Raw genomic sequence first — 21,444 nt, 5'->3', positions numbered from 1 at the left:
AATAAAACACCCCGATCTGCATGGCAAATCGGGGCTGCTAAAGCTGAAATTGCATTAAAGAATGTTTAATGCTTGGGCTGGCAAACAGGGCACGTGTAGGTAGCACGGCCACCCACATAGGTTTTATCTATTTCGGTAGTTGTGTGTACAGGGCAGAAATGGTGGCTATCGGTACCGGGTGTAGCGGAATCGTCCCATTCACGGGCATGAATCAGGAAGCTAGCTGGGAAATTCCGGTAGTTGGCTTCGTGCTGAATGGCTGTGCGCAACACCAGTTGAATGGCCGCGTGCAACCGGCCAAACTCTGCCTCAGTTACCGTAGCCGCCACCCGCTCGGGGTGAACCTTTGCCTGAAACAGAACCTCGTCCACTATCCAATTGCCTAGGCCCGCTGTCAGGCGCTGGTCAAGCAGCAGCGGTTTAATCAGGGTTTTGCGGCGGCTTAGGGCCGCCTGCAGCTGCTGAGCAGTAATATCCAGCGCATCGGGGCCCAGCTTTTTGGCTTCTTGGTAAGCTATAACGCTATCGGCCAGCCGGATGCGCCCAAACTTGCGCGGGTCCACAAAGGCGATGCGCAGGCCGGAGCCCAAGTGCAGGGCCACACGGGTAAAACGTGGGGCATCGGCCTCGTCGCGGTAGGCACCCACGTCGCCGGTCATGCCAAAGTGCAGTACCAGTACCCGGCCGTTGTCTAGGTGCAGAAAGCAGTTTTTGCCCAAGCGGCTGGTCTGCACAACGGTGCGGCCCACTAGCGCCGTCCGCAGCGCGGCTTCATCGGCGGCTAATACGTGAGCATCTTTTACTTCAAATGCGGTGATAGTTTCCTCGATAACGAGCTCATCCAGGAAGCGGCGGTACGTTTCAACTTCGGGTAATTCGGGCATTGGCAATGGTAAGCAATAGCGGAGTATACTGCCTCCCAACGGCCGAGCCACGGTGCAGGTTGAGTACCACGCAAAACAAACCGGCCGGCCCCTGGAAAAGAGGCCGGCCGGCAAAACAGGAAAACTACCAAGCAGGGCTACGAGGGGTCGGAAAGCAAGGCTACCTGCCGGCCACTGGTATCAAAAATGCTGCCACTACGGCTAACGTACAAGCGGCGCTGCCGGCCATCAACCAGCACGTATGGGTAAGTAGTGCTTTCCGAGCGAGTGAGGCGGCCCACCACTTCCGCCGTGCGGTCATCGTGGTCGAGGCGCACCACGTTGAGGCGGTTGGTAATGTAGTAATCCTCACCGGGGTTGTCACGGAAGGTAATTTTACCCAGCACGCTCACGGGAGAAGACGAGGTAGCAGCCACCGTGCGCACGGGTGCCGTGGCCCGGTTGGCCAGCACTGCCGGGGTGGCCGAAGGGGCTGATACCCGGTTACTGGCTACAATCTGCTGGTTGGCGCGCAGCCAACCGTCGCTGATGGCAGTAAGGCGGGTGCGGCGGCCCGGGTGGGTGGGGGAGGCCTCGTCATCGGATACTACGGCCATACCGGCCTGCGCCTGGGCCATACTGGCCCCCATTTTCCGCAGCACAAACCCCGAAAACTCGTCGGCTTCCAGCTCATCGGTGGGGTTGGAGCCGCCGGGGCGTAGGGTGTGGCCGTTGAGGTGGTGCCCCATTTCGTGAGCCAAAATGCTGATACCGGCCCAGTCGGTATGACCGGCGCGGTTCACGGCGGCCACAAACTGCGGGTTATAAAGCAGGAAACGTTGACCGTCATAGACAACAGCCGCAGCATTCTGCACCTGAGAGGTAGCGCGCAGTTGGAAGCGGGGTTTCAGGCCCACCACCTCCGTAATTTCGCGCAGGATATCGCGCTGGCCCGAGGAAGAAGACTGGGCCTGGCTGCTATTGGCAATACAAAACCACCCGGCAAGCACCAAGCCTGCAAAGCGGCGGAAAAAGCGAAGGTGGGTCATGGAAAAGTGCTTTTTATGAAACAACATATTTGCAATTACCTTGCCGAAAAAAGAATTGATAAGCTCCGAGCAAAACTTCCGCAAGAAATAATATCAGTTACTCAGGGAACTTATAGCCAGCGCTTCCGAAGCAATGAAAGGGGGCAAATAAACCAGCTGTAAACATGGGCTGCTTATGAGAAAAACACAATTGAATGCCGAAGGGTTCCGGTGTAACAGGTATCCAAAGCTGAAGCGCATAATGCTCATAGAATTTCCGAGATATACCTAGGAAACTACCGGTTACTCAGGCATTGAACGTACGCCGCCCAGAGTAAAGTATACGGGTGAATTATCCTCAAAAAAGCGCCGCCGGCCCGGCCCACTTATGTGGGCCAGGCCGGCGGGCACTGCTGGCGCGGAAACCAAAAAGCAGTTTACTATTCTGAATTCTGGGAAGCAGTAAAGGGAAGTGCGTTTCGATGGGATTCGGCTGGTTTGCCGAGCGGAATCTATTTCACCAGTTCGGCCTTTACTATTTCCCGCTCCCCAATCTGCTGGCGCCACATGGCGTAGTAGAGGCCGCGCTGCGCTAGTAGCTCCTCGTGGCGGCCGGCTTCGGCCACGTGGCCGCGCTCCAGCACAAAAATGCGGTCGGCGTGCAGGACAGTGCTGAGGCGGTGAGCAATCAGGATGGTAATGTGCTGGCGGGAGCCGGAAAGAGTGCGTACCGTCTGGCTGATTTCTTCCTCCGTGAGGGAATCCAGAGCAGAGGTGGCTTCATCGAACACCAGGAGGGTAGGATGGCGCAGCAGGGCCCGGGCAATGCTCAGGCGCTGCTTTTCCCCACCCGATACTTTCACGCCGCCCTCGCCGATGACCGTATCGAGGCCCAGGGGAGCGCGGGCCAACAGGGAGTCGGCGGCGGCTTGGCGCAGGGCGCGCAGGCACTGCTCGTCGGTGGCGGTGGGGGCTACGAAGCGCAGGTTTTCCCGAATGGTACCCGCGAATAGCTGCGTATCCTGGGTGACGAAGCCAATCTGCTCCCGCAGCGCGTCCAAATCCAGCTCGGGGCCGGGCACGCCGTTGTACAGAATGCGGCCTTGGGCAGGCGGATACAGCCCTACCAGCAGCTTCACCAGTGTCGTTTTGCCCGAGCCGGAGGGGCCTACAAAGGCAATGGTTTGGCCCAGCTGGGTATGGAAGGTGATGCCATCCAGGGCTGGGGAGCTGGCCGTGAGGTGCTGGAAATGCACGTTGTCAAATTCCAGGGTCTGAATCTGGCCGATGCTTTTGGGATGAGTGGGTTTCACTTCCTTGGGCGTATCCAGAATCTGCTGGTAGTTGGCCAGAGAAGCCTCCGTTTCGCGGTAAATGTTGATGATGGTGCCCAACTCTTGCAGCGGCCCGAAAATGGCGAAAGAGTAGAAGAAGAAGGTGATGAACTTACCCGGCTCAATGATGCCCTGCACCACCAGAAACACCAGCATCAGCAGAATCACGTTGCGCATCAGGTTCACAAACGTGCCCTGCACAAACGATAAGGAGCGGAGGTAGCGCACCTTTTTCAGCTCCAGCTTCAGGATTTTCCCGGTGGTGGCGTTCAGCCGCTGGGTTTCCTGCTGGGCCAGCCCCAGGCTCTTAATCAGCTCAATATTGCGCAGACTTTCGGTGGTGGAGCCGGCCAACGCGGTGGTTTCGGCCACAATCGTTTTTTGAATCACCTTGATGCGCTTACTCAGAAAAAAGCTCAGAGTAGCCAGCAGCGGGATGGTGAGGAAATACACCAGCGCAATGGGCCAGTACACGCTCAGGGCGTACCACGTCACGAAAATGATGCCCACCAACGAGATAAACAGCACGTTGATAAAGCTCTGAATGAGCTTCTCCACGTCGGTGCGCACCTTCTGGAGCTTGCCCAGCGTTTCGCCCGAGCGTTGGTCCTCAAACACCTGGTAGGGCAGCTCCAAAGAGTGGCACAGGCCGTCGGAATACAATGCGGCTCCCAGCCGCTGGGTGATGACGTTGGTGTAGTAATCCTGGAAGTTCTTGGCAATGCGCGACACCATGGCCACGCCCAAAGCCTGGAGTACCAGCCAGCCCGCCCCGCCCGTCAGGAACTCCCAAAACGAAGGATGCAGGCCGCTTTTCAGCTTCGGCGACACATACCGATCAATAATTTTGCCTAGAATGTAGGGGTCGAGCAGAGAGAAAATCTGGTTGATGGCCGCTAGCAGTAGCGCCAGTGCCAGCAGCCCCCAGTAGTTCCGAAGGTAGCGGTATAGAAGTTTCATGGGTAGCAGAGAGAGGGGGAGAAAGCACACAAGCCGCAAAGCCCCCCGAAAGTTTTCGCGGAACCCAAATCAGCCGCTTCAGGCCCAGGCAAAGTTAGGGTTGAAAGCCCTGTGCAGGCCGTGAGGGGTACCAAGCTGTCTGGAGACTTAGACAGAAGCCCGTCATGCAGAACCGCAGATGAAGCATCTAGTGTGCTGACGTTGCTTCACTAGCTCAGGGTTTAAGCCCTAGGCTACGGAGTGGTTGAATTTGCGGGGCTAATACTAACATCGGTACGCGGTATGCTTCGCCTGCGGCTCTGCATGACGGGTTGGTAGCTTACCCTCCGCATACTAGCTGGCTGAGGTGTTATTCCAGTGCTGCATAATTGCCGGGACGCTGCCCTCAATCCAGTCGGCCAGGTCGCGCACTTTGTGGGCGGCCTGCTGGCCCAGGGGCGTGAGGCTGTACTCCACGTGCGGGGGCACCACCTCGTAGGCCCGGCGGTTCACCAGGCCGTCGGCTTCCAGCCACTGCAGGGTTTGGGCCAGCATCCGTTCACTCACGCCCCCAATCAGGCGGCGCAGCTCACTGAAGCGGCGGGTTTCGCCCTCCAGCACCAGCAATACCAGCACACCCCAGCGGCTGGTAATGTGCTTCATGATGGCCCGCGAGGGACAGGCAGCCGACAGTAAATCCCCGCGCCGCATCTTTTCGGAAAGGGTAGCCGCTTCCTGAGCCGGAGCTACTTTAACTTTTTTCATACTTACCTTTTTGTGCGTACTTACTTTGCGTAAGTATACCACATACTTTTGTGGCGTTCCTCATCTAACCCGTGAAATCATGAAAATTGCCATTACCGGAGCCACCGGCCAACTGGGCCGCCTGGTCATCGAAAAGCTGAAAACCCAGGTTCCCGCCGACCAACTGGTGGCCCTGGTGCGCAACTCTGCCAAAGCCACCGACCTGGGCGTGGAAACCCGCGAAGCCGATTACGCCCAACCAGCTACCCTTGGCGCGGCCCTGGCCGGCGTGGATAAGCTCCTGCTGATTTCTTCCAGCGAAGTAGGCCAGCGGGCCCAGCAGCACCACAACGTACTTGAAGCCGCCAAGCAGGCCGGGGTGAAGCACATCATCTATACCAGCGTGCTGCACGCTGATGCCTCGCCGCTGAGCCTGGCCGAGGAGCACCGGGCCACAGAGGCCGAACTGAAGGCTTCGGGCGTGGCGTACACGCTGCTACGCAATGGCTGGTACACCGAAAACTACACGGGCTCGGTGCCCGGAGCCGTGGCGGGCGGCGCGTTTATTGGTAGTGCCCGCAACGGTAAAATATCTTCCGCTACCCGCGCCGATTTTGCCGACGCAGCCGTGGCGGTGCTGACCGGTGAAGGCCACGAGGGTAAGACCTACGAGCTGGCGGGCGACGAATCGTATACCCTGGCGGAGCTAGCCGCCGAAATTTCGCGCCAGACCGGCAAAGACATTCCCTACCGCGACTTGCCCGTGGCCGACTACGCCGCCACATTGGCTGGGTTTGGGGTGCCCGAAGGTTTTGCGCACGGCCTGGCCAGCTGGGATGCTGACGCCGCCGAAGGGGCCTTGTTTGATGAAAGCCGCCAGCTTTCCAAGCTGATTGGCCGTCCCACCACGCCTTTGGCTACGGCTGTAGCTGCGGCCCTCAAGTAGTTCGATACCTACCTTCGAAGCTGTTCTAAGAAATTGGATAACTCCATTCAGCCCGTCATGCTAAGCGCAGCCGAAGCATCTCTACTGCTTCGTCTGCACGATTGAATTAGCCAGCGGTAGAGGTGCTTCGACTACGCTCAGCATGACGGTCGGATAACTTCCTGAATAGCTTATTTGCCTAAACACCCGCAGCCAACATGAAGAATGGCTGCGGGTGTTTCTTTGTGGGCCTGCCAGGAAGCTAGGCAAGCAACTTAACCAGGCAACGCCAACCTGCACTAGGCAGTGGCCTCGCCGGCGGTGCTGGCTACCAGGCGGGTACTGCCGGGCACCATAACGGGAGGAGTAGCCGTGGGGCGGTAGTGCTGGGCCAGCAGGTGCGTTATGTGGGGGGGCTCCGGACCCTGGTGCAGCTGCCGGATCTGGTTTTTCAGGTCGGCCTCGTCCCGGCTTACGCCCCGGTCGTGCTGCTGCTCGTGCTCCTCCCACGACTCTACTAAGAAGTATTCTACCATACGCGCGGGCTCGGCCAAATCGGCGTAGAGGCCCCAGCCAATAGCGCCTTCCCGCCGCCGGATGCGGCCCAGCTGCTCCATGAGGTAAGTAAACTGCGGGCGGTGCTCGGGCAGAACGCGGTAGGTAGTGGTGATGATAACCGGGCCCTCAGTAGGGGCGGGCTCCTGGACCAGCACCGGCTCCAGACGGGGCCGGGCGGGCGTATGGTCGAGGGTTTCGGGAGCGGTGCGCAGGGAGAATTTTAGTACCAGCAGCATGCTCAGGCCCAGCCAGGCGGCGGCCCCCGTCAGGGCCAGGGGTAGGCCCAGGTGTTCGGCCACGGTACCCCACACCACGCTGCCCAGGGCCATACCGCCCTGAATGGTGAGCAGGTAGAGGCTGATGGTACGGGCCTGCACCCAGCGCGGCACTACCGTCTGTACGCCCACGCTAAACGAGTTCAGCACCAGCATCCAGGCCATACCCACCAGCGTGAGCAGCCCATACAGCAACCACTGATTATTGGCGTACCCCAGGCCCAGCAGCCCGGTGGCGAAGGCGGCCGTAGCCAGCGTCACGCGCCAGTCAATGGAGAGGCGCTGGTTGAGGCGGGGTAGGGTAACGGCCGCCAGCACGGCCCCCAGACCCATGCACGAGAGCAGCAGAGAGTAGAAGGAAGTGGGCAGGTGGAGCCGCCGGGATACCACCGCCGGCATCAGGGCAAATAGGGCGCTGGCTCCAACCGTGAAGCTCACCCCGCGCACCAGAATGCGCTGCACCGGGGGCGCAAACCGCGCGTACCGGATACCACCCCGAATGGCCGCTACCACCCGCTCAGTAGCCAGCGTGGAAGTAGCCTGCGGCTCCCGCTTCCAGCTGTACACCATGTAGATAGTAGCCAGAAACGACAGCCCATTCAGCAGAAACGCCGCACCCGCCGAGAAATACCCGATAACCAGCCCGCCCAGTGCCGGCCCAAAGGCCCGGGCCAGGTTAAAGCTCACGCTGTTAAGGGCAATGGCCTGGGGCAACTCCTGGCGGGGTACCAGCTCGGGCGTCACGGTTTGCCACACCGGGTTGTTCAGGGCCCCGCCCAGGCCCAGCATAAACGTGAGGGTGAGCAGCAGCCAGGGCGAGTTGAGGCCCAGCAGCGTCACGGTAGCCAGCACCAGGGCCGTGGCGGCCATCCAGGTTTGGGTGAGCAGCAGCATGCGGCGGCGGTCCACCAAATCGGCCAGGGCCCCGGCGGGCAAACTCAGCAAGAACACGGGCAGGGCCGAAGCCGTCTGGAGCAAGGCCACCAGCACCGGGGAAGCCGTCAGCTCGGTCATCAGGCCCACCGCCCCCACGTTCTGCATCCAGGTGCCAATATTGGATACGAAGGAGGCAATCCAGAGCATCCGAAAAATGGGGATGCGCAGCGGCGTGAAAGGGGAAGTAGAAACCGGCGGCGCGGCAGCAGTAACAGGAGCAGACATGTAGCTCCCTTACGTAAAGGTGAAAAGGGGAGGTGGTGAAATAGTGAGTTTCCGGTCCGGCGGGAAGCCGCCGGACCGGTGGAGCTGAAGCAATCTGCCTCTTCGCCAAGCACCAAGCACCAAGCACCAAAAATCGAAAAGCCCCTGACACCGGGGGCTTTCGATTAGGTTGAGGTTTTCGCGCCTGAGACAAGAAGGATTAGCATTGTTGTCCTTTAGGCGCTTCAGCTGCGTCACGCACCGCCGGTTTCGCTCCGCTATAATCGTATCCCAATGCCCGGCCCGAATAGGAAGAATAAAGAGCGTTTGTTCATCAGATAGCCCCCGCCCAGGTACAGTGGAAACGTCAGGCGAGCATCGGAGCGGGTGGGGTACACCGAGCCAAGTACCACAATGCCCAGGTCGCGGTTCACGTTGGAGTCTTGGCTGAGGTTGAAGGCGTTGAGGGCCACGAAGCCGGCACCCACCTTATAGGGCCGCAGCTTGTTGATTTTGGTAGGGTGATAAAAGCTGAACTGCGCCAGCGTAGCCAGGGAAATACCGCCAAACGAGGTAAAGCTCGATTCGCCCTTGTACTTGGTGAGCAAACCGCCCGGAAAGCTGATGTCAATGTCAAATTTCACCCGGCGCTGCAGCACCAGCTCCAGCTTCTGGGTGAAGCCTGGCTCACTGTACTGGCCCTGGTTGTGGCGCACCGTCACGATAATCGTGCTCCAATCCTCCAGCGCGTAGGTTTTGCGGGCTGAAAGCAGATTGTTGAGGCTGATGTTGCCCACCTGGCACTGCTTATCCTGGTAGAAGGCAGCCCGCACCGAGCTTTCATCGGGGCAGATAACCACATTTTCCACCGTGCGCATCTCAATCAGCTCGCCCTTGGCGTTCTGCGTCCGGATGTCGAAGGTGAGGTATTGCTTGCCGTAGAGCTGTTTATCGGAGTCGATGCCGGCCGTGTTGAAGCTAAATACCACGTCGCTCACCGTGCGGTCATAGAGCACCGGGCCGTTAAGGCGGGTGATGGGCCGGGGTGCTTCGCCGAAGGTAACGCCCACAAAATCCAGGGGGTGAGGCCGCTGAAACTCCCGCACCGCCAGGCTCTGGCCCGTGGGCTGCCCGGCGTTGTAAATGGTGATGCGGCGCTTATCAATGGTGACGGGCACCTGAATGCGGTACACCACCGCCGCGTCGGTCTTGATGCTGGAGTCGGAGGGAATCACGCGCACATCATCAAAGTGAAAGCGCGCCCTTGACAACGACTCCCCCTCCAGGCGCACGTCCACGGTTTCGCCGGGGTTCACGGTGGCGCTGTTGCTCCAGTCGCCGCCCCGGTGCCGCACGCTCACGGCCGTAATGGTGGTTTTGGGCGAGATGTTGAAGTTGGTGATATACTTAGCCTGGTCGTTTTCCTTGATGTAGAGGTAGCTTTCCGTCTGGCGGTGGGTGTTGTACACGCGCAGCCAGCACAGCACCCGGTCGTTGGTGAGGTACTGGCGCGTAAACAGCTCGGCAATGAGCGTCCCGCCCGCTTCCTCCTGGTCCTCGATGCGGTAAGTGCGCTTCAAATCAAAGGTGCGGCCGTTGTCCAGAATCAGCTCCACGCCCTTGCGTCGCGAGGCTTCATCCAGAGTAATTTCCTTTTTATCGACGCTCAAAAACCGCAGACGGGAGGCTTTCACGGTGAATTCCTGGCGCAGGGGAGGCAGCGCGTAGGTAACGCGGCGGTTGTTGTCGGTGAGGAAGGGCCGCTCGGTTTGGGGGCGCAGGGTGAGCTGGCGGGTGCCCAGTGCGTTGGGCAGTACGTGCAGGCGCAGCACGCCCTTTTCCTGCTCCAGGCGGTAGTCAATATCCTGGCCGCGCGTCCAGTCCGTCGTTACCCGAATGTTCTTGGGGTTGTTACTGCTCAGGTCGAACACCTTTTCCTCGCCCACAAACAGCTCCGTATCGGCGGGCCGAAACTCCAGGGTGGTGCGCGTAACGGGTAGCAGCTTCACGGTTTGGGTGCGGGGGGCAAACCCCACCGAATCGGAAGGCTGGCGGAAGGTGAGGCTGAGGAAGTTGTTGCTGCTCAAGTCCTTGAAGCGCAGCTTAGCCCGGAAGTACTGGCCGCCATCTACGGGCGTCAGGGAGTCGAGCAGGGTAAAATCGGCGGAGCGTTGCAGGCGTAGGCCCTGGCGGCCCGGGGTTTCGGGATACACCAGCAGCTCGGCGGTTTCATCGTCCTGGCGGTAATAGAAGTACAGGTGCGCTTCGCCCTGTACCAGGGCCGTGTTGCGGCTGAGGCTGTAGCGGACGGTATCAGTCCGCAGGCTCATATCACGCAGGAGAGGGGCGCGCTGGGCGCGCACGGAAACGGCACAGAGCGACAACAGGCCCGTGAGCACCACCCACAGGAGCCCACGCAGTCCGGAAAAATGTATCACAGCAAGTAGACAGAAAACCGCTTCCGACCCACCGAAAGCACTACAAAGGTAGGATAGCTCAGCCGGCAGTTGCACGGCCCCGCCTGGTTTTTTTACCAATCACTCATGGTGCAGCATACCCTGAAAGGCAAGAAAAAAGCCTTCTGCTGTACAGCAGAAGGCTTAGTGTAGTCCGTAGGGGAATCGAACCCCTGTTGGTAGAATGAAAATCTACTGTCCTAACCCCTAGACGAACGGACCAGCTATCCAAACCCGGAGCGTGTTCCGTTTTGGTGATGCAAAAGTAGAATGTTTCTGGCTGAATGCAAGAAGGTGGGTTGAAAATATTTGTTGAAGTCGGCTAAATACCGCAGAATCAACACGATTATTTTTGCTTGGTCCGATTTCGGTCCCACCAGACGTAGGCCCCGAACAGCAGTACGCTCACGCCCGTTACCCAAAGCAGGCCGGTTTTCAGTCGCTCACTGTCCTCGCCCAGGTAGGCCAGCAGGGCAATGAGGGGCACTACGCCGGCTACGGTAGCGGCCATAAACTTCCAGTAGCCCATGCGTGCCAGCCCCGCCACAAAGCTGATGGCATCATCGGAGAGGGCGGGGGAGAGGCGGGCTATGATAATGGCCCACACGCCGTAGCGGTCCACTACGTCCAGCACATTCTGCTCGGTTTTGCGGCCCAGCAGCTTCTGAATAAATGACTCTCCCAGGGCCCGGCCCAGCGCGTAGCCCACCGAAGAGGCCGCTACCACGCCCGCCAAAGCCAGCAAAGAGCCCCACCACGGCCCGTAGGCCAGGATGGCTACCAGAATCAGCAGCACCACGTTCACCACGAACAGGAACATCTGCACCACCATGGCCAGTACCAACACCGCCGGCCCCCAATAGCCAAACTGCCGCATCCAGGCGGCAATGCGCGGCTGCTCCCCCGATTTCAACACCTCCCAGGCTTCGCGGGCCTGGTCCTGGAAGGCAGGCCAGCCAAACCAGCAGCCAGCCAGTGCCGCTAGCAAAACCAGGGTGATGTACAGTGGCGCGCGGCTGCTGCGCTTTTCGGTGGTCGGTGAGGCGGAGCGGGCTGTAGGCAAAACCAGGCAGATAAAAGGACAAGCGCAAGACGAAACCACCCGCTGCGGGTGGTATAGCATCTGCATACGCACCCCACGAATACGCGGCTAACACAACCTGCAGGGCCTGGGCAGGGTACTACCACCTTCCACACTGTGCCCGTGCCTCCGGTTTGCCGGGCCAATTCTTCGCCTGCATGATAAAACATACCTATGATTTCGGCCTGATTGGCAACTGTGCTTTCCTGGGGTTAATTGGGACTGATACGGCCGTGCGCTGGCTGTGCTGGCCCCGCTTCGATAGTAGCTTCGTATTTGGCTCTCTGCTGGATGAGGAGAAGGGCGGTGAGTACAGCATCCGGCCCGCCGACCCCACGCAGCAGTTCACCTCCAACCAAACCTACCTCTCCAACACCAACGTACTGCAAACCGACATTACCACCACCGATGGCCGCTACCGAGTAACCGATTTTGCGCCCCGCTTCCCGCAGTATGACCGGTACTATAAGCCGCTGATGTTTATTCGGAAGGTGGAGCCCCTGGAGGGAATGCCCCGCATTCGGGTGGCGTGCCGGCCGGTGGGCAAGTACGGTGAGCTGGAACTCACGCGCCGCCGCAGCTCCAACCACATTGCATTTCTGGGGCTGGAAGAGGAAATCCGCCTGACTACCAACATTCCGCTCACGTATGTGCTGGAAGAGGAAGACTTTGTACTCAATGAGCCGAAATACCTGGTGATGACCTACGGCGCTCCGTTGGAGGCTCCGCTGGAAAGCACTGCCGAGCGGTTTCTGCGGGCCACGGTGGAGTACTGGCGCACCTGGGTGAAAAGTACCAGCATTGGCAGCTTCCAGCAAAGCCAGGTGCTCCGCTCCGCCCTGGCCCTGAAAATGCACCAGTACGAGGACACCGGGGCCATTATTGCCGCCACTACCACCAGCCTGCCCGAGGCCCCCGGCAGCACCCGCAACTGGGACTACCGCTACTGCTGGATGCGCGACACCTATTACATCCTCACCGCCTTTAATAACATTGGGCACTTCGAGGAAATGGAGCGGTATTTCCACTACATCGTGAATATTTCGACCAAGGTGCAGGGCCGGTATCAGCCGCTGTACGGCATTAGTGGGCAGTCGAAGCTGGTGGAGCAGGAGTTGCCCTTGGCCGGGTACCGGGGCAACCAGCCGGTCCGTATTGGCAACGACGCCTACACCCACATCCAGAACGACGTGTACGGCCAGGTGCTGGTGGCGCTGCTGCCCCTGTACGTGGACTGCCGTTTCCTCGACCCCGAACGTCTGGCCCCGGAAAAGCTGGTGTACGACACGCTGGCCCTCATCGAGCAGACTATGGATCAGCCCGATGCCGGCCTCTGGGAGTTCCGCAACCTGGCCCAGAAGCACTGCTACACCTACCTGTTTCATTGGGCCGGCAGCCTCGCGGCCCATAAGGTGGCGCGGGCAACGGGTAACACCGCCATGGAAGCCCGGGCTGAGCGACTGATGCAGGTGGCCGCCGACCACATTGAGCAGTGCTACAACCCCGAGCTAGGGGCCTACACCAATGCCATCGGCTCGCCCCACCTTGACGCCAGCGGCCTGCAGTTGATTCTGATGGGCTACCTGGACCCCACTTCGGAGCGGACTCACAAGCACCTGCAAGCATTGGAAAAAGCGCTGAAAACCCCCGAGGGCCTGTTCTACCGCTACCGCCACGCCGACGACTTCGGCACGCCCGAAACCACCTTCCTGATCTGTTCCTTCTGGTACGTGGAGGCCCTGGCCAGCGTGGGCCGGGTGGAGGAGGCCATCCGGGAGTTTGAGAAGCTGACTACCTACACCAACCACCTGGGCTTGCTTTCCGAGGACGTGGATGCCAAAACCGGCTCGCAGTGGGGCAACTTTCCGCAGGCCTACAGCCACGTCGGCCTCGTCAACGCGGCCTACCGCATTGCCCAGAAGTTAGCCCAGCCCAACTTCGTGTAAGTAGCTGCTTTTGTAGAGAACCTGTCATGGCGAGGTGAGGCCGCAGCAATCCGTGAATAAGCAGTAGCGCAAACTTTGTAGTTCGCGCCTTCGCGCCGCCTGAAGCGTGCGGACGGCGCGGGGACGCGAACTACAAAGTTCGCGCTACTGTTCTGCAAACAGCCCCACATAAAAGCCCCTGATGCCAGCACGGCGTCAGGGGCTTTTGTGTGATACGAGGGTTTCAGATGCCGTCTATCCTAGAGCAGGCTCCGCAGCAGCTGGCGAACCTCGGTGGTAGAGGCCACGTGGTAGCGGGCCAGGGAGCGGGCCACCGTGCCCACTTTAATGGTGTACGCTTCGGGAGGCATGGCCCGGAAGGTATCCTCGTCGGTACGGTCGTCGCCGATGGCCAGGGTAAAGCCGGGCTGGTAGGTAGCCAGCCACCGGGCCGCCGCCGTGCCTTTGTTGAGGCCGGCCGTTTTGATTTCAATCACCTTGTTGCCCTCCATTACCTGCAAATCAGAGTTCGACGTCATGAAGGTGAGGTGGTTGAGCATGTCACGGGCCCGCACGGTGCCCAGCTCGGTATCGGCCCGGCGGTAGTGCCACACCAGGGAATATTCTTTATCCTCGATGAAAGAGCCAGCAGTCCGGGCCACGTACAGCTCCAGAATCGGCCGGATTTCCCGCTTCCACTCGTTGCTGAGCGTCTGGAACAGCTGCCACTCCTCGCCGGCAGCTCGGAGCCACACGCCGTGCTCGGCAATGAAATCAACGGGCAAATGGCCCAGCCACTCCTGCAGCGTAGCCCGGTCGCGGCCACTGATAATGACCACGCGGTTTTGGGGTACGTCGGTGAGGGCACGCAGCAGCAGCAGCAGTTCCTGGTCGGGGCGGGCGCGCTGGGGGTTAGCGTTGAAGGGCGCTAGGGTGCCATCGTAGTCCAGCAGCAGCAAGCGGGTTTCCGCGGCGTGATATTCGGCCCGGAGCTGCTCCGTGAGGGCCGGCTTCATGGTTTCGGTGTCCAGGGTGTGTTGCTTGATTTTGCTGTAGGCCAAGCGGTTCATAAACAGCTTGGTCCAGGCAAACACGTTGTACTGGCGCACCAACGCCTGCATGGCCCCCATGCGCTGTATCTGGTCTTCTTCGGGCATCACCAGGGCATCATGCATGGCTTCGGCCAGCTCCCCCGTATTGGTGGGGTTGATGATCAGCGCATCGGACAGCTCCCGCGCGGCGCCGGCCCGCTCACTCAGAATCAGCACACCTTTTTGGTTGGCTTTGCTGGCTACAAACTCCTTGGCTACCAGGTTCATGCCGTCGCGCATGGGCGTTACCAAGGCCACTTCGGCCAGGCGATACAACGAGGCCAGCTCCTCCAGGGGGAAGGAGCGGTAGAAGTAGTGGATGGGCGTCCAGCTGATGGTGCGGTACTGGGCATTGATGCGGCCCACCAGCTCGTCAATTTCCTCCTTCAAGCTGGCATACTGGGCTACCTGGTCGCGGGAAGGTACTACCACCATAATCAGGCTCACCTGCTCCCGCCACTCAGGGTAACGCTGGAGCAGCAGCTCAAAGGCCCGCAGGCGCTGGGCAATGCCCTTGGAATAGTCGAGCCGGTCGATGGACAGAATAACGCGCACTTCCCGTAGGGCCTCGCGGTAGGTGGCCTCGTGCCGGATGGCCACCTCAGAAGCCGCCGCCTGCTCGTACCGTTCGTAGTCGATGCCCATGGGGAAGGCATCGACTAGCACGGTACGGGAGCCGGTTTCTATCTGCCCATTCTGGGAGGAGAAGCCCAGCAGCTGCGACACGGCACTGAGGAAGTGGCGCATGTAGCCGAAGGTGTGAAAACCCAGCAAATCGGCTCCCAGCATACCCTGCAGCAGCTCTTTGCGCCAGGGCAGTACCCGAATCAGCTCATAACTGGGGAAGGGGATGTGCAGGAAAAAGCCGATGGTAGCCTCGGGCCGGGCCTGGCGGAGCATGGCGGGCAGCAGCAGCAGCTGATAATCATGCACCCAAATCGTGTCTTCGGGCCCGGCCAGCTCCAGTACGGCCCGGCAAAATTTCTCATTCACGGCCACGTAGGCTTCCCAATGCGCTTGCTCGTAGGTGGCGTACTGGGTAAAGTAGTGGAAAGTGGGCCACAGAGTGGAGTTGCTGAAACCCTCGTAAAAGTCCCGGATTTCGGCCTCCGTCAGGAATACCGGCACCATGCTATCCTGGCGCAGCTGCTCGCACACGTACTCCTCCTCGGCCGCATCTTCCACAAACAGTCCCGGCCAGCCTACCCACACATTGCCATCAGCCTGGTAAATAGACCCCAAGCCCGTCGCCAGCCCTCCTTCGCTGGGCTGAAAGGTGAGGCTGTTATCCGTACGCAGGATTTTAGTAGGAAGACGATTCGAGACAATAATGGTGCGCGACATAAGTCAGAGCAGGTTGGTGAACCCACAAGCTTACGGGCGGAAGCCGACGGTGGCCATTATTTTCTTTCCCGGTTTCTGTTACCACGCGCGCCCCGTAAGTGGTTAAGCACAACCGTACTGCCCAGGTGCAGCCTCGGCATCAGGCACCCGCCGGCTGCCGGCCAACGTGGCCCAGATGCGTGTACTGAAAGCCGGTGCTATGCTTTAGCCCGTAGCCCAGCAGGCGGTCGAAGGCGGCGTGAAATAGCAGCACCGTACCAGCCAACAGCAGCAGCGGCTGCCCCAGCAGCCAGCCGGCCAGCCCCGCCAGCAGAGCCAGTGCTTTATGGTGCAGCAGGTTGTAGCAAAATGCGCCCATCCGGGGGCCGGCCAGGTAGCCTAGCATGCTCAAATCGGGAGCAAGGAACAGGGCGGGGAGCCACCACCAAGCATAGGGCAGTTGCGCAAATATCAGGGTAGCTACCAGCAGTTGGGCCAACTCTTCGAGTTTGAGGACGGTTTTCATGAGCTTCGGGGTGAAGTAAAACAACGTCCCAAAGGTCAGGCCCAGGTAGTTCCGGATTCGTTAACAAAAGCTAAGAAATGGAGCTTTGGCTGGGGAACTGTTAGTTCTCTGAACTGATGCAGAGAGGCGCACTTGCCTCCGCCCGCTGAGTGGCCCCAACCGCGCCAGACAACAGCAGAGCCAGCACTGGTAAAGCATCAAGCTGCGGCTCAGGTACCGCTAAGCGCAGCTTCATCATCGGCCTGTAGCCGCGCCCGTATGCGGCTAAGGGAAACCGGCGTTATGCCTAGGTAGGAGGCAATGTACTGCTGCGGTATGCGCTCCAGAATCTTGGTTTTGTGGCTGTGCAATAGCGCTTGGTAGCGTTGCTCGGGGCTCAGCAACAGTAGTTCTGCTAGGCGGGCATCGGTTCCCAGCAAGAGGTACTCGGCCAGCTGCCGCCCAAACCGCTCGTACACCGGGTGCTGATCGAATAGTTGGCGCAGCAACGCATACGGAAACGTGAGCAGCTCAGTAGGAGCCAAGGCCTGAATACTGAACTGGCTGGGCTGGCCCGTCAGGCAACTCTGGTAGCTGCCCATCAGGTGGTTGTCGAAGAAAAAATACGTGGTGCGCTCCTCGCCATCCGGCCGAGTATACAACAGCCGGCAGGCGCCCGAAACCACCATAGCCAACTCCGGAGCCAGCCGCCCCTGCGTTACAAAATCCTCCTTCCGCCGCAACTGCCGCGAAACCAGCCCAGCCGCCAGCGGTGCCCACTCGGCATCAGTCAGGGATACAAATCGTTGAATATAGGTACGAAGCGGATGCATGGCCGCAAGGTAGGCGCAAGTAGGGTAGCATGGTATAACAGGCGAAATCAGGATATCATACTAAGTAGACCAAAGTATCTTCCTCGCCCCGTCTGGTGTACTATCCCAACAAAACCGGGAGCTGTTTCGGCCTACTCAACATGCCGAGCCGGCCTGTGTGCTCACTACTGCACCCGCGTAACCCGCAGGTAGTCGAGCATGGCCTGGTTTACTTCCCCGTGCATATTCTCATTCGCTGGCTCAACTGTTAGCGTGAGTGGGTGCGTGCCTTTGGTGAGCTGGACCAGCACCGGGTTAGAGAAGCCCCAGTTCGACCACTCATCCACCCCGCGTTGGGGCAACACCACAGTACCCAGCTGCCGCTCACCCAGCCGGAGCGTCCGGATGGCGCAGCGGTTATTGGTGTTGATGGGGCCGTTGCCATTGGCGTAGCGAAAATCCAGGGCGTAAAGGCCGGTTTCGGGTGCCGTGACGCGGATGCTCAGACGGGTGTTCACCGTTTTGCTGACTTCGACGAAACCCCGGCCACTAAAGCCTGTAGCCGGGCGGGTAGACCGGGCAGCTACGGTTTCCAATTGCACCAACTGGGCTGGCTTGGCGGCTACCGGCAGGGGCTCACTGGCAAATGATTCTAGGCCCTGTCCGTTTATAGCCAGCACCTGGTACTCGGCGTAGGTGGCGGGCGTCAGGGCAACGCTGGTTTCGGTGGTACGGGCCGCAAACTGGCCGTTGCGCAGCACCTGGTAGCCAGTGGCGCCGGCCACCGTACCCCAACTGAGGCGCCCGGCGGCGTAGCGTACAACGGGCGTTTCGGGGGCAAACTGGTTGGCTACGTGGTTGGTGGGCGCTGCCGCTGGTAGCTGGTTTTTCAGGCTGATGCGCACCGTATGGCGACCAGTAAGCGTGGCCGGCACCCGGGCCGCGGGCAACGGCTGGCCATCAAGGGTAATGGTGTTGATTACGTTGCCAAAGCCTTGGAGCTCAATATCCAGCACTGCCGCCCGGTACCGGAAGCCGGTGAGGTCCCGGCGCCCTTGCAGCGCCTGAGGCACGAAGGGCCGGAATACCAGGCCTTCCGGCTCGAAGCTCATCCCGAACAACACTTTGTACACCAGCCCCAAACTGCCCGAAAGGCTCCAGAGCATGTTGCTGCTGTTGATCTGGGTGCCGGCAAAGTCGCCGTTTTCGGCCACGAAGTTCTCCTTATTAGTCAGGAACAGCGCCGCCGGCCGGTACACTGCCGCCATACTTTCCAATACGGCCTGTTCGTTCCCGGCTTTGGCGGCCGCCAGCGTCCAGAAGCTCTGCACGAAGGGCCACACCGCGTTGTTGTGGTAGGGCGGAATACCAGGAATCTGGGGGTAGATGCAGGGAATGCCGAAAGCGGTAGTAGGCGTGCGGGCTACCACCTGCTTGGTGCGCGCCTCATCAGCCACGCCGTAGAGTACGCTCAGGGCCTCGCCCAGGGCTTCGGCTTTAGGCGAGCGACTGAGGAAGTTGCGCCCGTACAAAAACTGCCCATAGTAGCCTTTGTCCGGCTGCCAGAGGTGTTGGTTGATGCCCGCCCGGATACGTTCCGCCTGCTGCCGGGCTTGCCGGGCTACGGCGGCCTCACCCAGCTGCTCGGCCATTAAAGTCAGCACCTGGTTGGCCTGAAAATGCACGGCGTTGGTGCCCAGGTCCTCGCTCTGGTAGATATCCACCGGCTGCATCCAGCGCGGATACGTCTGCTCCCGCCAGTCCAGAAACGACGATTCGCCGCGCACTAGGCCGGTTTGGGCATCGTATGCGTTTTGCAAATCGTCTTCAATCGAGCTTTTAATGATAGGGTACACCTTCGCCAGCCATTCCCGGTCACCAGTTACCAGGTAGATTTCCCAGGCGGCCACGGCCCAGATCATCCGGTCGGTGGAGCAGGGGTAGGCCCCACCCGTGCCAGTGTCCTGAATGATGCGGCCCTGCTTTGATACCTTGCGCAGCAGGCTGTTCATGGCCACTCGGGGCTGCAGCGTAGCCTGAGCCAGAATGATGCTGTAGCTGATGTCGCGCGTCCATACACCGGCCCACTCCTGGCCCGTGCGGAAGGTGCTGTCGGGCTCCACGGCGCGGCGGGCCTCCTCCAGGGCCAGGTTATACAGGGCATCGGTGAGCGGGTAGCTGGAGTGGTACTGCGGAAAGTCGGCAGTATTGAGGCTTTGCTGCCAGCGGCCGGCCGTGGTTTTGGCCGCGGCGGGCTGGTTCAATACCAGCGTTACCTCGTAAATGCCGTTGCCGTCGGGGTCTTTCAACTCCGCGCCCGGCTGGTTGCTGAGGTTGGCAAAGTCCCAGCTCAGCGGGGCCGTGTTGCCGGCCACGAACACGCCTTTAAAGTCTTGGGCGTATAGCTTGTCGCCTTTATACGTGGTGTAGTAGCCCTGCTTTTTGAACGCCGCCAGCACCGGCCGCATGTCCAGCCGAATTTTCAGCGGCGTGTTAGGGACCAGGTAGGTGTTAATGGGTACTGCCGTCTTGTCTACAAACTGCTGCCCGAACGTGAGCACCGGCGTTTCAGCCGCCGTGCTGCCTGCTTTGGGCAGAGCCACTAGGCTGTGGTCTTGGCCAGGTGCCATTTCGTTATCCTGGCCGTTGAGGCTGAATTTAAAGCTAATGCGCGGGTCCTGATAAGCGTTGGCCGGGCTTTGGTAATTAGACGTCAGCTCCGTGCGCGACACGGCCCGGGCCATATGCGGGCCCTGCTCCACCCGGTCGGCGTAGAGGGCAAAAGCCTCATTTTTCCAGATAAGCGGCATTTCGGCTGGCTGCGGCTGGCCCGGAACGGAGGGAGTTTGCACGGAGGTGGCAGGTTTGGGCGTCTGGCAGGAGCCCAGCAGGGCCAGAGCCAGCAGGCCGCCCGGCAAAGCGGAGGAATAACGCATAGTAGGCTAGCAGACGCAGAACCCCTGCCAGCGGTTGCGCCCGCCCTGCCCATGCGCCGCCCAACTCCAGAACAAGTCTCCAGGGCAACAAAAAAGCCTTCTGCTGTAGAGCAGAAGGCTTTAGTAGTCCGTAGGGGAATCGAACCCCTGTTGGTAGAATGAAAATCTACTGTCCTAACCCCTAGACGAACGGACCAGCTATCCAAACCCGGAGCGTGTTCCGTTTTGGTGATGCAAAGATAGACAGCCGAACATTCGGCGCAATACCTGGTTTTGAAAAAGAATCCTCGTTTCGGGTAAGTAAGCTGATTTTCAGGCAAAAATTTTTTGCCTTTCCGAAAGCCGGCGGCAGGGAAGGGGCGAAAGGATCGGCCAAAAGGCCTGGCTACGACAGGGAGTTGTGGTTTGATTTGGCGAAGTACCCCCAGCCCGTTACCTTCGCTCCGCGTTTTCACCCGGCCCTCCCGGACCGATAAACCTCCCATTTCCCCAATCCACTATGGCTAAAATCAAAGTTGCCATCAACGGCTTCGGCCGCATCGGCCGGCTCACGTTCAAGGCGCTGCTCCAGCGCGAGAACGTAGAAGTCGTGGCCATCAACGACCTGACCGACAACAAAACGCTGGCGCACCTGCTGAAGTACGACTCCGTACACGGCCGCTTCGACGGCACCGTAGCCTACGACGAGGAAAGCCTGACCGTAAACGGCAAGCGCATTGCTGCCCTGGCTGAGCGTGACCCCAAGCTGCTGCCCTGGGGCGACATGGGCGTTGACGTAGTGCTGGAATCGACCGGCCGCTTCGTGGACGAGGCGGGCGCTGGTCAGCACCTCACCGCTGGTGCCAAGAAAGTGGTTATTTCGGCTCCCGCTACCGGCAACATCCCCACGGTAGTACTGGGCGTGAACGAAGACATCCTGACGGGTGAGGAAACCATCCTCTCCAACGCTTCGTGCACCACCAACTGCCTGGCTCCCATGGCCAAAGTGTTGGATGATGCTTTTGGCATCGAGAAAGGCTACATCACCACGGTGCACGCCTACACTTCCGACCAGAACCTGCAGGACGCACCCCACAAAGACCTGCGCCGCGCCCGCGCCGCCGCTTACAGCATCATCCCGACTAGCACGGGTGCTGCCAAAGCCGTTGGCCTGGTACTGCCTCAGCTGAAGGGCAAACTGGATGGTATTGCCATGCGCGTGCCTATTCCAGATGGCTCGACGACGGACCTGACCGTAATTTTGAAGCGGGAAGTAACCAAGGAGGAAATCAACGCCGCCGTGAAGGCTGCCGCTGAGGGCCCGCTGAAAGGCATCCTGGAGTACACCACCGACCCCATCGTGAGCATCGACATCGTGGGCAACCCCCACTCGTGCATCTTCGATTCGGAGCTGACTTCGGCCAACGGCTCGTTAGTGAAAGTAGTAGGCTGGTACGACAACGAAACCGGCTATAGCACCCGCACCGCCGACCTCATCCAGAAGCTGGGGGAGAAAATGAACGGCTAAGC

Annotated in this window: 15 protein-coding genes and 2 tRNA genes; 4 read left to right on the top strand and 13 right to left on the bottom strand. The window is 59.9% G+C overall.

Features of this window, described 5'->3' with window-relative positions:
• Positions 1-65 precede the first annotated feature (65 nt).
• The 4 genes from mutM to ABIB60_RS02450 all read right to left on the bottom strand — a co-directional run bounded on the left by mutM (position 66) and on the right by ABIB60_RS02450 (position 4,929).
• Positions 66-884 (bottom strand): DNA-formamidopyrimidine glycosylase, encoded by an 819-nt coding sequence (gene mutM / locus ABIB60_RS02465; RefSeq protein ID WP_354577480.1) that lies wholly within the window; start codon positions 882-884, stop codon positions 66-68.
• A gap of 137 nt (positions 885-1,021) precedes the next feature.
• Entirely contained in the window at positions 1,022-1,912 is an 891-nt protein-coding gene (locus ABIB60_RS02460; protein WP_354577478.1) for a M48 family metalloprotease, read from the bottom strand.
• 491 nt (positions 1,913-2,403) lie between these two features.
• Positions 2,404-4,185: an ABC transporter ATP-binding protein gene (locus ABIB60_RS02455; protein WP_354577476.1), complete on the bottom strand. Its 1,782-nt coding sequence runs from the start codon at positions 4,183-4,185 to the stop codon at positions 2,404-2,406.
• Between the two features lie 333 nt (positions 4,186-4,518).
• A complete protein-coding gene (locus tag ABIB60_RS02450) occupies positions 4,519-4,929 on the bottom strand; it encodes a winged helix-turn-helix transcriptional regulator (protein WP_354577475.1) in 411 nt (136 codons plus the stop codon).
• 79 nt (positions 4,930-5,008) lie between these two features.
• Between ABIB60_RS02450 and ABIB60_RS02445 the strand changes: the two genes are divergently transcribed.
• On the top strand, positions 5,009-5,854 hold the full coding sequence (locus ABIB60_RS02445; protein ID WP_354577474.1) for an SDR family oxidoreductase: 846 nt from the start codon (positions 5,009-5,011) through the stop codon (positions 5,852-5,854).
• Positions 5,855-6,132: 278 nt separating this feature from the next.
• Here ABIB60_RS02445 and ABIB60_RS02440 read toward each other — a convergent pair whose 3' ends face one another.
• The 4 genes from ABIB60_RS02440 to ABIB60_RS02425 form a co-directional block, all read right to left on the bottom strand.
• Positions 6,133-7,827: an MFS transporter gene (locus ABIB60_RS02440; protein ID WP_354577472.1), complete on the bottom strand. Its 1,695-nt coding sequence runs from the start codon at positions 7,825-7,827 to the stop codon at positions 6,133-6,135.
• 257 nt (positions 7,828-8,084) lie between these two features.
• Positions 8,085-10,244: a hypothetical protein gene (locus ABIB60_RS02435; protein WP_354577470.1), complete on the bottom strand. Its 2,160-nt coding sequence runs from the start codon at positions 10,242-10,244 to the stop codon at positions 8,085-8,087.
• A gap of 168 nt (positions 10,245-10,412) precedes the next feature.
• A tRNA-Glu gene (locus ABIB60_RS02430) sits at positions 10,413-10,484 on the bottom strand.
• Positions 10,485-10,608: 124 nt separating this feature from the next.
• Complete coding sequence (locus ABIB60_RS02425) at positions 10,609-11,325, bottom strand: TVP38/TMEM64 family protein (RefSeq protein WP_354577469.1); 717 nt, start codon at positions 11,323-11,325, stop codon at positions 10,609-10,611.
• Between the two features lie 176 nt (positions 11,326-11,501).
• Between ABIB60_RS02425 and ABIB60_RS02420 the strand changes: the two genes are divergently transcribed.
• Entirely contained in the window at positions 11,502-13,289 is a 1,788-nt protein-coding gene (locus ABIB60_RS02420) for a glycoside hydrolase family 15 protein (RefSeq protein ID WP_354577467.1), read from the top strand.
• 239 nt (positions 13,290-13,528) lie between these two features.
• Here ABIB60_RS02420 and ABIB60_RS02415 read toward each other — a convergent pair whose 3' ends face one another.
• From ABIB60_RS02415 to ABIB60_RS02395, 5 genes are all read right to left on the bottom strand, one after another.
• The gene (locus tag ABIB60_RS02415; protein ID WP_354577465.1) at positions 13,529-15,703 is read right to left on the bottom strand and encodes a bifunctional alpha,alpha-trehalose-phosphate synthase (UDP-forming)/trehalose-phosphatase; all 2,175 of its coding nucleotides are present in this window, start codon (positions 15,701-15,703) and stop codon (positions 13,529-13,531) included.
• A 139-nt stretch (positions 15,704-15,842) separates the two neighbouring features.
• Positions 15,843-16,208 (bottom strand): DUF4260 domain-containing protein, encoded by a 366-nt coding sequence (locus ABIB60_RS02410; RefSeq protein WP_354577463.1) that lies wholly within the window; start codon positions 16,206-16,208, stop codon positions 15,843-15,845.
• A 209-nt stretch (positions 16,209-16,417) separates the two neighbouring features.
• Complete coding sequence (locus tag ABIB60_RS02405; protein WP_354577461.1) at positions 16,418-17,020, bottom strand: Crp/Fnr family transcriptional regulator; 603 nt, start codon at positions 17,018-17,020, stop codon at positions 16,418-16,420.
• 164 nt (positions 17,021-17,184) lie between these two features.
• Positions 17,185-19,935, bottom strand: coding sequence for an alpha-L-rhamnosidase-related protein (locus tag ABIB60_RS02400; RefSeq protein WP_354577460.1), 2,751 nt, complete (start codon positions 19,933-19,935; stop codon positions 17,185-17,187).
• Between the two features lie 124 nt (positions 19,936-20,059).
• Positions 20,060-20,131: transfer RNA gene (locus tag ABIB60_RS02395), tRNA-Glu, on the bottom strand.
• Positions 20,132-20,150: 19 nt separating this feature from the next.
• Between ABIB60_RS02395 and ABIB60_RS02390 the strand changes: the two genes are divergently transcribed.
• On the top strand, positions 20,151-20,411 hold the full coding sequence (locus ABIB60_RS02390; protein WP_354577458.1) for a hypothetical protein: 261 nt from the start codon (positions 20,151-20,153) through the stop codon (positions 20,409-20,411).
• Between the two features lie 23 nt (positions 20,412-20,434).
• Positions 20,435-21,442, top strand: coding sequence for a type I glyceraldehyde-3-phosphate dehydrogenase (gene gap, locus ABIB60_RS02385; protein WP_354577456.1), 1,008 nt, complete (start codon positions 20,435-20,437; stop codon positions 21,440-21,442).
• Positions 21,443-21,444: the final 2 nt, after the last annotated feature.

The sequence above is a fragment of the Hymenobacter sp. UYP22 genome (assembly GCF_040547285.1).
GTDB lineage: Bacteria > Bacteroidota > Bacteroidia > Cytophagales > Hymenobacteraceae > Hymenobacter.
The sequence above is the reverse complement of the archived record's forward strand: the minus strand, read 5'-3'. Positions and strand labels throughout refer to the sequence as shown.

Coding starts and splice junctions, on each gene's coding strand:
- mutM (WP_354577480.1), bottom strand. CDS start 884: ATGCCCGAATTACCCGAAGTTGAAACGTACCGCCGCTTCCTGGATGAG.
- ABIB60_RS02460 (WP_354577478.1), bottom strand. CDS start 1,912: ATGACCCACCTTCGCTTTTTCCGCCGCTTTGCAGGCTTGGTGCTTGCC.
- ABIB60_RS02455 (WP_354577476.1), bottom strand. CDS start 4,185: ATGAAACTTCTATACCGCTACCTTCGGAACTACTGGGGGCTGCTGGCA.
- ABIB60_RS02450 (WP_354577475.1), bottom strand. CDS start 4,929: ATGAAAAAAGTTAAAGTAGCTCCGGCTCAGGAAGCGGCTACCCTTTCC.
- ABIB60_RS02445 (WP_354577474.1), top strand. CDS start 5,009: ATGAAAATTGCCATTACCGGAGCCACCGGCCAACTGGGCCGCCTGGTC.
- ABIB60_RS02440 (WP_354577472.1), bottom strand. CDS start 7,827: ATGTCTGCTCCTGTTACTGCTGCCGCGCCGCCGGTTTCTACTTCCCCT.
- ABIB60_RS02420 (WP_354577467.1), top strand. CDS start 11,502: ATGATAAAACATACCTATGATTTCGGCCTGATTGGCAACTGTGCTTTC.
- ABIB60_RS02415 (WP_354577465.1), bottom strand. CDS start 15,703: ATGTCGCGCACCATTATTGTCTCGAATCGTCTTCCTACTAAAATCCTG.
- ABIB60_RS02410 (WP_354577463.1), bottom strand. CDS start 16,208: ATGAAAACCGTCCTCAAACTCGAAGAGTTGGCCCAACTGCTGGTAGCT.
- ABIB60_RS02405 (WP_354577461.1), bottom strand. CDS start 17,020: ATGCATCCGCTTCGTACCTATATTCAACGATTTGTATCCCTGACTGAT.
- ABIB60_RS02400 (WP_354577460.1), bottom strand. CDS start 19,935: ATGCGTTATTCCTCCGCTTTGCCGGGCGGCCTGCTGGCTCTGGCCCTG.
- gap (WP_354577456.1), top strand. CDS start 20,435: ATGGCTAAAATCAAAGTTGCCATCAACGGCTTCGGCCGCATCGGCCGG.